Genomic DNA, 13118 nt, shown 5'->3' on the forward strand with positions numbered 1-13118 from the left:
TAATTCTCGATTATCTGAAGAAAAGAAAATCAGACTTGATTCTATCCTAAGCTACTACAATGAACTCAATAAAGCCAATGAACTAAAGGAGCTGTTACCAGAAGTATATGAAGCTAACTCTAAGGCTGAAGCAGAACGATTATGGACTGAATGGGTAAGGCTGGCAATGTCCTCTGGTATTGAGGAAATAATGAAATTTGCTAAGAGTCAGAATGACCACTACAGAGACGGCATTACCAATGCCGGCATCTACCATATCAGGACAAGTGTTCTGGAAGGTATAAACAATAAGATTAAGGTTCTAAAGCGTGTAGCCTATGGCTACAGGGATTTAGATTATTTCTTTTTAAGGATTAGAAGTGCATTCAGAGGAAAGTTTACTCCAATCCCGACGATTGGATAGAAGAAAGCCCTGATGAATTTAATTATATTCAAATCAGGACTTTCCACAGATTCACGGATGAACCCAAAAACTTTCCTTTAAAATAAAAAAGCCAGGGACAAGCCCTGGCATAAATTTAAACAAAGATTATTAAGCAAATGGATTTTCAGTTGGGTATAGAACACCTGCTGGCTGATTGTAGTTTACAGTCTCAATACCTAACATATTGAAGATATTGAACAGAGCCTTGCCAACATGGCTGAATGCAACTGCACCGTGATGTGGATAACGCTTCTCAATCAGAACATGACGGTAGAAACGGCCCATCTCAGGGATTGCAAAGATACCAATACCACCAAATGAACGGGTACCTACAGGAAGAACCTCACCTTCAGCTACATAAGCCTGAAGCTTGGTATCTGGAGTAGTCTGTAATCTGAAGAAGGTAATTGGACCTGCAGTCAGATCGCCTTCTAGAGTACCACGGGTGAAATCTGGGGTTGAACCTGCAGGCTCTAACAGACGGTGCTGGATGATCTGATAGTTGATCTTACCTAGCTTCATGTTGCAGCTGTCGGTAGTGGTCAGCTTGCAGAATGGAGTATTACCGCAGTGGAAGCCCATGAAGGTATCAGTCAACTTGTACTGTGAGAACTTAGGCTTGATATCCTGATCGAATAAATCCTGAGGAACTGAGTTATTGATATCAAGTAAGGTTACAGCGTCTTCAGTTACACATGCACCGATGTACTCTGATAGAGCACCGAAGATATCTACCTCACATGCAACAGGCATACCGCGTGAAGCCAGACGAGAGTTTACATAGCAAGGCTCAAAACCGAACTCCTCTGGGAATGCAGGCCAGCACTTGTCAGCAAATACTACATACTGACGTGAACCCTTGTGCTGCTCAGCCCAGTCAACCAGAGTAAGCTCAAACTGAGCCATTCTCTCTAACATATCTGGGTATGTATTACCGTTGGTGCCTAGTTCTTTTGACATATCAGCAACAACATCTTTAATACGAGGATCACCAGCGTGTTTTCTGTAAGCTACTAAAAGATCAAGTTCTGAGTTTTCTTCAATCTCAACACCGATATCATATAAGCCCTTAATAGGAGCATTACATGCAAAGAAATCCTGAGGACGAGGTCCGAAGGTAATGATCTTAAGATTTGCAAGACCAATTAAAGTGCGAGCAACAGGTAGGAAGTCTGCAACCATGTTAGCGATGTCTGAAGCGGTGCCAACTGGATACTCAGGAATGAAGCCCTTAAGCTTACGTAAACCTAAGTTATATGAGCAGTTTAACATACCGCAGTATGCGTCACCACGACCATCAACTAGATCATTGCCGGTTTCCTCTGCTGCTGCAACAAACATACAAGGACCATCAAAGAACTTTTTAATCAGAGTTTCTGGAGTCTCTGGACCAAAGTTTCCTAAGAAAACAACCAGTGCATTGCAACCTGCCTTCTTAGCTTCTTCTACAGCCTTAACAGCATCATTTTCGTTTTCTACGGTAACTTTGATTTCGTTAATCTTTATACCCTTATCCTGGCAAGCCTTAACAACAGCAGCGCGACGACGCTCTGACAGTGAACGGATAAAACAGTCTCTGGATACAGCGATAACGCCAAGATTTACATTAGGGATATTTGGTAGCATTTTTCTATGTTCCTCTTTAGTGGATTTTTGTTCTTATGGAACTATTTCTGTTCCTTATGTGTGTATATTTATAAATGATTTTATTTTTGTTTGCAATAAAAATCGCAAACGTTTACGAAAATCTTTTAATAATTCGTTTTAAATTTAATTACAGATCACACTTTTCCATTTTATATTGGTATTTTCAATGGTTAGTTTACTTTAACGCAGATCACAAAATTCGTAAAACCAAGCTTAAAAATCGCAATCACGTAAATCATTTTTAGTTGATATTAAGGATTTTTTTTCAGAGAAAAATAAACAAGCCTAACAGTAAGGCTTATAAATCAAAAAAAGAAGCAGAAAAAGAATTCATACAGTCCTTTGGAAAAGCAACCGTCTGAAAATGAAAATTAGTAGAAATCCTCGAAATTGTTCATGATAGTATCAAAATCTATTTCGTATTTGTCATAGCTTGGAGGAAGTTTTGGCATAGTAGCAGAGATTTCCATAACAGCCTGAGGCATAAAAGGTTTTGCTCCTGTAGTTGGATTATACATATCAAGGATCTGGGTAATCTCAGGATACAGAAGTTTTTCTCCATTAATTTCTATATCTTCAGGTTTATCCAGTTTCTCAACATAATTCTTTCCAAGATCTGCAATAAACTCATCCGTATATCTGTCTCGGTCATCCTTCTGAGAAATATAGTAGCTCAATGCCCCACTCTCTCTCTGCTCATGATACATCTTTGCCTCAGGTGCCCCCTCAGCAAAGGTGTATTTTCCTAAATACTGATCTGAAATCAGAGCGATAGCCTGATTAAAAACTCGCTTAGAATCAACTTCGTTATTGTAGGTAAAGTATTTAAGCATTGCTCCAACCGACTGGACACCACGTGTTTTCAGATCATAAAGAATAGAAAGAGCCTCTGTCTGATCAGTGGCAATACCCATTCCGTTCATCATCATAAGCGCGTAAAGAATGCCTCCTGTGGTATCACCGCAGTCGTATGCCTGCTTGAAAATGTCAGCTGCAGCAGATGCAATCTTGGAAAAATCCTTAGTTTTTATGATTGCATTAACACCTACAGCAGTAAGGGCCGGACCGTAATTCATTTTAGCGGCATTCTTAAGATAACGCATACCTTCAGCATAGGAGGTCTTTTTTCCCTGGCGCAGACGAATAAGACCTAGTGAGTAGTTAGCTGCAGGTTCATGCTTTTTAGCAGCATCCTCAAAGTATCTCATAGCCGTACGATAATCACGACGTTTTCCGTATCCGTACCATAACAGCGAAGCGAGACGTGTCTGAGCTTCTAGTACACCGTTATTCTTGGCATCTTCCCATGATTTCGCGGCACTCTTTGGAGAAAGATCATTTTCCTCTCCCAGAAAATCCAAATCACCTCTGTACAGCAGAGCGATATTTGACCCCTTTTTCTGAGCCTCATCAACCATGCGGATGTAATCCTGCTTGTTCATGCACAGGCTTATAGACTTCTCATACATTGCCAGCAAAGGATTATGAGACTTAAGATATTCCTCTGAATAGGATTTCATTGCCTCATCAAAGTAAAACAAGGCAGAACCGGCGCCCTGAGCATTACCGTATCCTAATAAAGAAAGGTATCCCATGACTTCATAAGCACCATGTATTTCAGGATATTTTGCGGTTTCACGGCAATAGTCCAGGGCTTTTGTGAAGTTACCGGCTTTAGCACTCAGCCAGGCTAAAAAAGGATAGGCTTCAGGAGCCTTAAGATATGTAGCCTTAAGCAGCAGAGACTGAGCCTTATGGAAGTTTCCATCCTCCATTGCCTTCATTCCTGCAACGACATAGGCTTCACGGGTTGCTCGATTATACTCAAGATATCCGGTGACAATAAGACCGACACCACCGCCTAAAAGAACGATGAGAGAAAGAATAATCAAAGCCACTTTATTTTTGGAGACAAAACTCTTCAGTTTCTCTTTAAAGGGTCTTTTGTCCTTTTGTTTTTTCTCTTTCTTCTTGCCAGCCATTTCAAATCCTGAGCATACCTAGTATCATTCGTTATCTATTTAAATTTTAAGCTATTTTTATTATGATTTAATAAATGTATTAAAAAATCATTATCTAAATCAAGAAAAATCAGTCATCTCCTGTATCAGCACCAACATCAGGAATATTAACTTCCATATCCTTGTTAATCATGGCAACGTCACGTTCAAGGGAAATCAGAGCATTTCTTGAGGTTGCAGCCTCATTTGAAATAGGATTCTCATCCTTGGTATTAAGTGTAAGAGCATTAAAAGGAACCACCTCTATACTTTCTTCTTTAATACCGATGTCAGTATAGGCTTTCTTTAAAGCTTCTCCTCTATCCTTAGCCAGTGCAATATTTTCCTGTGCCTTTGCCATATCATAGGCATACGCACGAATACTGATTTTTATGATTGATTTATCATACTTCAGATATTCAACCTGCTCATTTAGCATTTCCTGTGACTTAGCAGTAAGCTCAGTGGACTGATACTTGAATACCAGAGGCATCATACGAACGTCATTATAGTTGACTCTGATTAACTGCTCCTGACAGGAAAGGTATTTTTTATATGCATCTTTAAATCCCAGTGGATTTAATGCAGGAACGATATTCTCCCCTGAAGCCAGTTTTTTATCAGTATACGGCATCAGAATCTGATTGCCGTGATCAAGTTCTGAGAGCAGTTTCCAGGATAGAGTTGGTCCAATATAGGGATTAAAGCCTGCGTATAAATCAATTCTTCCTAAAAGTCTTTCTGCCCCGCTAGAATTCCAGTCTGGCTTGGCAGCTATAAATCTCATAGAGGAAGCCTGCCCAATACCGAGCTTAGGATGAAGTGTCATAGCGGAACGTAAATCTCGTCCACCATACGTCATAAAATTGGCAAAACCATATGAAGGAATGTCAAAGATAAGACGGCATGCGATCCTGCTACTCTCGTTGGACCAGAGTTTTTTTGCCGCTTCCGGCTCCATAGGAGCACTGTACCTTATCTGGCTATAACCTGTCGAAGCCACAACAGATATAGCAAAACAAAGGCATTTCAATACGCTGTTTATCTTCATAATCAAACCTAACATACAGGAAGTTCAGGGAATAATTTCCTACCTTATAAAGTATAAGCAATAATAGTGCCAAAAAAAGATGCAATTTTCACACAAAAGACTCAGACACAAAAAAGCACACTGAAGATTTCATCTTTAGTGTGCCTTTAGTTGTCCGAAGCCTGGATTAGTTTAACAGCTTAGATACATTAGACTTATCAATAAGTTCTGGCTCACAAAGATAAGTATCAACAACCTTTGCACCATTGTCATAAGTGGAAGTATCGTTAATATCAACAGGCTCTCCCTTTGAAAGTCTTGTAACCATATTTACAATAGTATTGCAAAGCTCATTTGGATTTTTATAGATGGTCATTGCCTGTTCACCATCAGCAATACTCTTCAAAGCATCAGGTACAGCATCCTGACCGGTTACAATTGGCATATTAGAAGAATCATAGCCATTGCGTTTTAAAGCAAAAAGTACGCCTTCTGAAATACAGTCAGCTGGACATAAAACACCATCCAGACGAGTTTTGCCTGGACCATAACCAATCTTATCAATAAGATCGGACATTCTCTTGTTTGCTTCTGTACCTGACCAGTCAGGAGTATTTACTTCCTCTGGAGTAGTCTGACCGGATTTGATTACAGCCTGACCACTCTGAATATAAGGTCTAAGCTCGTCCATAGCGCCTTTCCAGAAGAATTTGGCATTGTTATCATTTAGGGAACCATAGAATAATTCAATATTCTTAGGAGTAGATGTGGTAGCAAGATTCAGCTTGTCAACCAAATACTTACCCTGCATATGACCAACCATCTCATTATCAAAAGTAGCATAATAGGAAACGGCATTGGTACCAGTTATCAAGCGGTCATAGCTGATTATGGCAATTCCCTGTGACTTGGCAACTGCAAGAGCATCTGTCATAGCAGATCCATCAATAGGACCAACTACCAGCACATTCGCGCCTGAATTTGCCAGACGAATCAGTTGCCTATTCTGAAGGTCAGCATCAACATCACCACCATAGAACAATTCAACTTCAAAACCAGCATTTTTCAATCTGTTCTGAAGAGCAAAGCCCTCTTTATACCAACGATCCTCATTTTGAGTTGGCATAGATAAACCGACCTTGTATGCATGAACCTGAGGCGCAAAACACATCATTGCGGCAACAGAACCACACGAAAGTAGCTTAACTAAATTCATTAGAAAACTCCAAACAAAATCAAACAAACATTTCTATTCTTTATATAGTTAATAGATATAGAGATTTCAAAGAAAATCTTTATTCTTATCGGAATATCAGCATATATTTTTTACAATTTTTTTTATTAAATGCTGTGTATCACACTTATTTCAAAGGTGAATTCTGAAGACTTGTAATATTAGTTTTGAAAGGTGATTATTTGTTATTATCTTTAATTTTATATGAATTTCTCAGGGCTTCTCGTTTTTCCTGTTCTCTTTTGGAAAGAATCTCTTTAAGAGGCCCTTCCTCAAGCCTCTTCTGTTCTTTCAAAGCATTATAGGTAGTGCCTATTACAAAAAGAACAGGAATAGCAATAACTAGAATTAAAAGATAGCTCATATTATTTCAGAACTGATTTTAACTGCTCATAACTGGTGATAGCCCCACGAATCTCCTGACCGTCAATAATAAGATAAGGAGTACCGGCAATCTTCAGTTTAAAGCTGTCTTTAATGTTCTGCTCAATAGTAGCCTTTGATGAAGGGATCTTTTTAAGAACAGCATCATAATCAGCACCAATGGTCTTGAACAGAGCTTTTACAGATTCTTCATCTGCTTTTTTGTTTCCTGGTGTCATAAAATGCTTATGGAACTTAAAATACATAGAAGGATCGGTCTCAAAAAGAGCCTGTCCAAGATATGCGAGCTGAGCAGACTCCGCTCTGATTACAGGAATATTGACGTAGATAATCTGCAGGTCGTACTCTTTTAAAGCCTTCTCAAAATATGGCTCCATCACCTTGCAGTAACCACAGTTAAAATCAAAGAACTCAATGATGTAGTGCTTTGAATTCTTTTTTCCAAGATAAGGATGACTGTCTGATTTTCTGTATTCAGCTATGATTTCCAAAAAAGCCTGCTGTGTTTTTGCCTGTTCATCCCTTTCAAGCTTTTTCATGGCATTGATTATAATCTCTGGATGGTTAGACACATAATCGTCAATAATAGCCTCGATTTCCTTTTTTGTATCGGCATCTAGAGATGCAGCCTGGGAAACTCCACAGGAAAGAAGAGTGGCAGTAATTATTGTATTAAGCAGTTTTTTCATTTTTCTCTCGGCCAGACAATGCTATTTTCAGAAGGATAATAGCAACAATCACACATGATAGCAGATTTATACCAAGTGGCAATATGGAATTCTCTCCCATAATGCCGACAAAAGGAGAGACCATAGAACCGAACAGAAAATAAAGCACACCGAAAAGCCCCGATGCAGCGCCGGCTCCACCTTTTTTTAAGCTCATAACAATACCAAATCCTGCGGCCTGGGATACAGCCATCATACTGCAGTAAACAGCTAGAGTTAAAAGCACAAACAGATAATTATCAGGAACAATCAGAGCTTCAATCAGCATCAGAACAGCAGCAGAAAACATTATAAAGTAAGCCCCTTTTACCACACTTTCCTCTCCGTATTTTCTCGATAATCTGCCAGCAGATGCGCCAGTTAGAGAAATGCAGACTGAAATGAAAGCGAAAGTACAGGAATAGCCAAAGGGAGTCATTCCATAAATCACCTGAAATACAAAAGGTGAGGCTGCAAGATAAGAGAAGAATCCTCCCATAATAGAGGCTAGAGACAGAGCCACAAGCATAAATTTAGGATTAAAAAGTTCGACCTTTAATAGAAGCAGAGATGACTTTATATTGGCCTGTCTTTTATCTGCAGGAAGTGATTCCGGAACAAACAGCTTTGTAGCAAGGATCAGAAGCAGGCCCCAGCCTACCAGAACGTAGAATATAACCTGCCACGGAGCAAAGCTTATAATAAAGGAACCAACAATAGGAGCAAGGATTGGAGCAAGAGAGTTTATAGACATTAAAAAAGCCATAAAACTGGTCAGCTCATTTCCTTTAAATTTATCACAGGCAATGGAGCGTGTCAGCACGATGCCGCCTGCAGCAGAGAGTCCCTGAAAGAATCTCATTGCAATAAAGAAAACGACGGAATCAGAAATTGCACATAAAAAAGAGGTTACTGTAAAAATAACCAGTGAAGCATATAAGGGAAGAATTCTTCCATATGCATCAGAAACAGGCCCGATAATCATCTGACCTATAGCAAGACCTAAGAATGAGGCTGTCAGAGAAGACTGAACCAGCGATGGTGAGGTCTGGAAATAGTCCATGATGGAAGGCATGGATGGCAGATACAAATCAGAACACATTGGTGCAAAAGCACAGAGCATTCCTAGTGTAAAGACATACACAAAGTAGGAAAATTTAGAAGATTTCATTTCGATTTAAAGACAACATAAAGGCTAAAAAAAGAGTGCCGATATTCTAACAACTGAATTACGACACTCCTGCACAGTTTTCTCTATTCTGTCTTTAACAGAGAAAAAATCTCTTTTTCATTATCAAGAACCAGCTGTCTTTCTTTTGCCGGAAGCTTTTTATAATCTTCGGTAAGCTTGAGGTTTCTTACAGCATAGAAGAGCAGAGCCTTTCTTACCTCATGTTCAATATAGCCGTTATTACCGATGCCGTAATCTAAAGCCAAAACATTTCTTTCATTCTCAGATAGTTCAGGGTTAATCTTTAGCTTTAAAACAACCTTCTCGTTCCAGTCTGCATCAGATGCTGCATCTGTACCAACTTCTCTGAAACCATTACCCAGCGGATCAGGGAAACGATCATTTGGAGCCATGATTTTAGGAGTATCAGAGGATTTTATTCTGGACAGAACATAATCTCTAAATTCATGTCTGTCGTAGCAGTATGCTCTGATGTGCCATCTGAAACCATCATAAGCAAAAGAATGAGGAGCAATCAGATAATCCATGTATTTGCCCTGAGATAAAGACATATAGACAATATGCATTGCCATGTGCTCGTTGATGGCATCAATAAGATTACACAGAAGTTTCGCCTCAACCTTTCTCTTTGGAGGAACAAGAGTAGCTGCAGCTACAGGGAATCTTCCATTAAAGAAGTTTCGTGAATCAGAGAGGGAATCTCGAGAAACTAAGGCAAGATCCTCTAGGAAATGATCAGGAGAGCATTCATCAGGGAAAACAGGCTTAAAGTCATCAGTACGAACATAAAGCTTTTTGTGAACATCATAGCGAAGGTTTTCTCTTGAAGGTTTACTGTTTTTTACCAGCTCTCTGTACAAGGAAAAATCAAGAGATGACTGAGGAACAGAAATACCAAAAAAGTTAACCAGATCAGAACGATTGATTTTGCCTTCAACACTCAGACGAAAATCAATGAATTCCATACGTCTTCTAATACTCCATTTATTAGGAGTTATTTCAGACTTGTCAGATTTCTGAGCTGCAATCTCTTTTTTTACCATAAGGGGCCAATCCTTTCTCACTGAATAACAAAACAGATAAAATAAATAAAAAATACACCCTATCTTTATTCTGTATAGGTTTAAACATTTTTGATAGAAATTTTATCTCAAAAAAAAGTATATGTATAGTAATTCAATGAGAAAATAAACATAGCCCCATAATTTATACAACGTTAGAAAAAAGTTAAAACAACTAAAAAAACTATTTAAGGGCCTCAAGACACAGACTGACCATACCTGATACAGTATCTTCCCTTAAATTATCTGTAATCTCGATCTTAGGAAGCAAAGCCTCTTCGGCTGGAGTTCCGAGCTGTTTCTTTAATCTGTCAATAAAGCCTGGTCTTAAAGTCTCAGAATAAATAGCCATATATCCAGGATTTAACACACACATTACTGCTCTGATGGTTCTGATGGCAAGGTCATCTGCCTGCATGGATTCAGATGGCAAAACTCCGATATCATTGTACATAGGGAAATAACGGATCTCCCCTGCCATTCCATCTTTTCCTCTTAAAACAGCACCGTTATAACAGAATCCACAGCCGGGAATTTTTCCTGGAACAAGAATAACTCCACTTACATATTCCTGATTTTTACATCTCTTATAGCAGCCTAAGGTTGCAGCATTAATATCTGTTTCAAAAAAAACTGGTATATTGAACTGCTTTTCAAGATGAGAAGATAGTCTTTTTGACTGGCTGTCATGACGAATTGCACTTCCGACACGACCTCCAACATCATCTGAAGGCATCGAAACACCTATCACAGAAATCTTTGGGTGCCTGTTGATATAACGTTCCATTCCAATTTTTAGCTCATTGGTCTGTATTGAATCAGATTCTTCAATAAGTTCTTCCTTTCGCTCAATACATTCGCCAAACAGATTATGAACAGAATAACCTACATATTTGTTTCCTGATCTTTTATATATAGACAGAATAAGCATGAGCTTATTCATCTCATTAAATCGGTATGTAGATGCTGGACGACCGTTAGGCATATTCACCTTGCCTGCATCAAGAACCTCTCCAGAGGCAATCAGTAGAGATATTATTTTATTTAAGGTAACGACAGAAAGTCCTGTCAGTTCCTTTAACTTAGAACTTGTACAAACCTGTTCATCATGGAGAGCCTGTCGTACAAGCTGCAGATTCTGTTCACGGATCTGACGTGATGTAATTGTAAGCGAAGTATCAACCATTATCAGCCTTACTTTAATAACATTAATAAACCTAGTTTAATAATATCATTTTTTTTAATTTTGTTCAAAACATGAAATTTTATTATTTTAAATTAGCATTAGCTAATTATACAAAACCGAAGATAAATAACAGTATAAACGTATTTTTTTTGATACATATATTTGTTATATTTATATGTTATATCTATTGCAAATTAAGATAACAACTTTAGATATATATCGCATTTTATTCCCTATTCTGACATTTTAGAATCTTTACCGAGCCTTATATTTCAGCTTTTTGAATCAAACAAAATCAGATTTTCATTTTCAGATAAATTTTCATATTTTTTGTTAGTTATTTTTCAAAGATTTGTGAATTTTTAATAAATAACTAAAATTATCTTGACGGTTCCTAGAGAACCAATTTTTTTTACATACACTGCAAACGAGGAGCCTTAATGCTTCAAATTAGATTACATGGCCGTGGAGGCCAAGGTGTAGTGACCGCAGCTGAAATGCTGACTCTTGCAGCATTCTATGAAGGTCATCATGCACAAGCTTTCCCAAGCTTCGGTTCTGAGCGTACTGGCGCTCCAGTGGTTGCATATGCCCGTATTGATAATAAAGAAATTCGTACTCACGAGCCTATTCAGCAGCCAGGAGTTGTTCTTGTTCAGGATAAGACACTATTAGGATCAGTTGATGTATTCGGTGGATTGGATCCAAACGGATATGCAATTATCAATTCAAAAGAAGCACCAGAAGTTGTTGTACCAGAACTAGTAAAGATGTTACCTAAGGGTCACGTATTCACTGTTCCTGCAACAGATTTTGCTATGCAGAAGATTGGTAAGCCTCTACCAGGAGCTCCAATGCTTTCAGCTTTAGCAGCTGTAACTGACATTCTGAAACTAGAATCAGTTCAGAAAGCATTCCAGGAAAGATATCCAGGTAAGGTTGGTGATGCAAATGCTGAAACCGCTGCCCTTGCATACAACTATATTAAGGGAGTTCTATAATGCTTAAGCAAATCGAAGGTTCATTAGGTGTAGCTGAGGCAGTTGCTTTATGCCGTCCAGGCGTTGTATGTGCCTACCCTATTTCTCCACAGACTCACATTGTTGAAAACGTAGGTAAGTTCGTAAAGACCGGTACCTTAAAGGACTGTGATTTCCTGAATGTTGAATCAGAGTTCTCTGCAATGTCAGTAGCTATCGGTTCTTCCGTTGGCGGTGCCCGTACCTATACAGCAACAGCATCACAGGGTCTGCTGTTCATGACAGAAGGTATCTATTCAGCATCAGGTTTAGGTCTTCCAATTGTTATGACCGTTGCATCACGTGCTATCGGTGGTCCAATCAACATCTGGAACGATCACTCAGATTCTCTTTCACAGCGTGATTCCGGCTGGCTGCAGTTATTCTGCGAGTCAAACCAGGACGCTGTTGATACTCATATCATGGCTTTCAAGATCGCTGAAAAGGTTGGTCTACCAGTTATGGTATGTATGGATGGTTTCGTTTTAACTCACGCATTCGAAAGACTGGATATTCCAGATCAGGAGACTGTTGATAAGTTCTTAGGTGAGTACGAGCCAAAAGAATACCTGACCCCAAAGGATCCTGTATCTATTGGTGCTATGGTTGGACCTGAGGCCTTTACCGAGGTTCGTTTCCTGCAGCAGCGTAAGATGGCAAAAGCTCTAAAAGTTATCGAGGAAGTAACTGAAGAGTATCGTGCTCTTACAGGTTCTAAGTCAGGCGGTATCCTAGATTGCTACAACTGCGAAAACGCAGATCTGAAGATCATTATCATGGGTTCAACCGTAGGTACTGCTAAGGATGAAATTGACAGGCTAAAAGCACAGGGTATCAATGTTGGTATCATTTCCTTAAAGTCATTCCGTCCATTCCCTTATGAGAAACTAGCCGAGGCAATCGGTGACACCAAGCAGGTTATCTGCCTTGAAAGAGCATTCTCATTTGGTGCTCGCGGTATTATCTGCCCTGAAGTTAAACGTGCAATGGAAGGCAAGAACTGCGATATCAAGACTGTTGTAGCAGGCTTAGGCGGTCGACCAATCTTCGGTACAACTATCAACGGTATTGTAAAGGATGCTCTTGCAGGCAAGTTTACTGAGGAATTCACCTGGTTTGACATCGACTCAAATGTCCTAAATGGCTACACTCAGAAGGCAGAAGGTGTAACCTTCCCACAGGGTCCGCTAGGTCAGTCAGTTTTAGAAGACTCAGTCAAGGGTTAAGCAGGAGA

General features: G+C 39.2%; 12 protein-coding genes. 3 read left to right on the top strand and 9 right to left on the bottom strand.

The window, feature by feature from the left end; genetic code table 11:
• On the top strand, positions 1 to 403 hold a 403-nt coding region (locus tag QZU45_RS07130), incomplete at its 5' end, for a transposase (protein WP_295353489.1).
• A gap of 129 nt (positions 404 to 532) precedes the next feature.
• Here the strand turns inward: QZU45_RS07130 and QZU45_RS07135 are convergent.
• The 9 genes from QZU45_RS07135 to QZU45_RS07175 form a co-directional block, all read right to left on the bottom strand.
• A complete protein-coding gene (locus QZU45_RS07135) occupies positions 533 to 2050 on the bottom strand; it encodes an L-fucose/L-arabinose isomerase family protein (protein ID WP_074838672.1) in 1518 nt (505 codons plus the stop codon).
• Positions 2051 to 2442: 392 nt separating this feature from the next.
• Positions 2443 to 4053: a tetratricopeptide repeat protein gene (locus QZU45_RS07140; RefSeq protein ID WP_295353492.1), complete on the bottom strand. Its 1611-nt coding sequence runs from the start codon at positions 4051 to 4053 to the stop codon at positions 2443 to 2445.
• A gap of 109 nt (positions 4054 to 4162) precedes the next feature.
• Positions 4163 to 5122, bottom strand: a complete 960-nt coding sequence (locus tag QZU45_RS07145) for an OmpA family protein (RefSeq protein WP_294999333.1) — start codon at positions 5120 to 5122, stop codon at positions 4163 to 4165.
• 166 nt (positions 5123 to 5288) lie between these two features.
• Positions 5289 to 6317, bottom strand: coding sequence for a sugar-binding protein (locus QZU45_RS07150; protein ID WP_295353495.1), 1029 nt, complete (start codon positions 6315 to 6317; stop codon positions 5289 to 5291).
• Between the two features lie 196 nt (positions 6318 to 6513).
• Complete coding sequence (locus QZU45_RS07155; RefSeq protein WP_295353498.1) at positions 6514 to 6699, bottom strand: hypothetical protein; 186 nt, start codon at positions 6697 to 6699, stop codon at positions 6514 to 6516.
• Position 6700: 1 nt separating this feature from the next.
• Positions 6701 to 7408, bottom strand: coding sequence for a thioredoxin domain-containing protein (locus QZU45_RS07160; RefSeq protein WP_074838661.1), 708 nt, complete (start codon positions 7406 to 7408; stop codon positions 6701 to 6703).
• Entirely contained in the window at positions 7392 to 8597 is a 1206-nt protein-coding gene (locus QZU45_RS07165) for a multidrug effflux MFS transporter (protein ID WP_295353501.1), read from the bottom strand. The genes QZU45_RS07160 and QZU45_RS07165 overlap by 17 nt, the downstream gene beginning before the upstream one ends.
• 83 nt (positions 8598 to 8680) lie before the next feature.
• On the bottom strand, positions 8681 to 9661 hold the full coding sequence (locus QZU45_RS07170) for a WYL domain-containing protein (RefSeq protein ID WP_295353504.1): 981 nt from the start codon (positions 9659 to 9661) through the stop codon (positions 8681 to 8683).
• Positions 9662 to 9863: 202 nt separating this feature from the next.
• Positions 9864 to 10865, bottom strand: coding sequence for an ROK family protein (locus tag QZU45_RS07175; protein ID WP_074838652.1), 1002 nt, complete (start codon positions 10863 to 10865; stop codon positions 9864 to 9866).
• 440 nt (positions 10866 to 11305) lie between these two features.
• On the opposite strand from QZU45_RS07175, the gene QZU45_RS07180 reads away from it, so the two are divergent.
• Together QZU45_RS07180 and QZU45_RS07185 are read left to right on the top strand one after the other, a co-directional pair.
• Entirely contained in the window at positions 11306 to 11866 is a 561-nt protein-coding gene (locus QZU45_RS07180; RefSeq protein WP_074838649.1) for a 2-oxoacid:acceptor oxidoreductase family protein, read from the top strand.
• Positions 11866 to 13110: a transketolase C-terminal domain-containing protein gene (locus tag QZU45_RS07185; RefSeq protein ID WP_294999322.1), complete on the top strand. Its 1245-nt coding sequence runs from the start codon at positions 11866 to 11868 to the stop codon at positions 13108 to 13110. Before QZU45_RS07180 ends, QZU45_RS07185 begins: the two co-directional genes overlap by 1 nt.
• Positions 13111 to 13118: the final 8 nt, after the last annotated feature.

The sequence above is a fragment of the uncultured Succinivibrio sp. genome (assembly GCF_902756765.1).
In the GTDB taxonomy this organism is placed as follows: Bacteria; Pseudomonadota; Gammaproteobacteria; order Enterobacterales; family Succinivibrionaceae; genus Succinivibrio.

Coding starts and splice junctions, on each gene's coding strand:
- QZU45_RS07135 (WP_074838672.1), bottom strand. CDS start 2,050: ATGCTACCAAATATCCCTAATGTAAATCTTGGCGTTATCGCTGTATCC.
- QZU45_RS07140 (WP_295353492.1), bottom strand. CDS start 4,053: ATGGCTGGCAAGAAGAAAGAGAAAAAACAAAAGGACAAAAGACCCTTT.
- QZU45_RS07145 (WP_294999333.1), bottom strand. CDS start 5,122: ATGAAGATAAACAGCGTATTGAAATGCCTTTGTTTTGCTATATCTGTT.
- QZU45_RS07150 (WP_295353495.1), bottom strand. CDS start 6,317: ATGAATTTAGTTAAGCTACTTTCGTGTGGTTCTGTTGCCGCAATGATG.
- QZU45_RS07155 (WP_295353498.1), bottom strand. CDS start 6,699: ATGAGCTATCTTTTAATTCTAGTTATTGCTATTCCTGTTCTTTTTGTA.
- QZU45_RS07160 (WP_074838661.1), bottom strand. CDS start 7,408: ATGAAAAAACTGCTTAATACAATAATTACTGCCACTCTTCTTTCCTGT.
- QZU45_RS07165 (WP_295353501.1), bottom strand. CDS start 8,597: ATGAAATCTTCTAAATTTTCCTACTTTGTGTATGTCTTTACACTAGGA.
- QZU45_RS07170 (WP_295353504.1), bottom strand. CDS start 9,661: ATGGTAAAAAAAGAGATTGCAGCTCAGAAATCTGACAAGTCTGAAATA.
- QZU45_RS07175 (WP_074838652.1), bottom strand. CDS start 10,865: ATGGTTGATACTTCGCTTACAATTACATCACGTCAGATCCGTGAACAG.
- QZU45_RS07180 (WP_074838649.1), top strand. CDS start 11,306: ATGCTTCAAATTAGATTACATGGCCGTGGAGGCCAAGGTGTAGTGACC.
- QZU45_RS07185 (WP_294999322.1), top strand. CDS start 11,866: ATGCTTAAGCAAATCGAAGGTTCATTAGGTGTAGCTGAGGCAGTTGCT.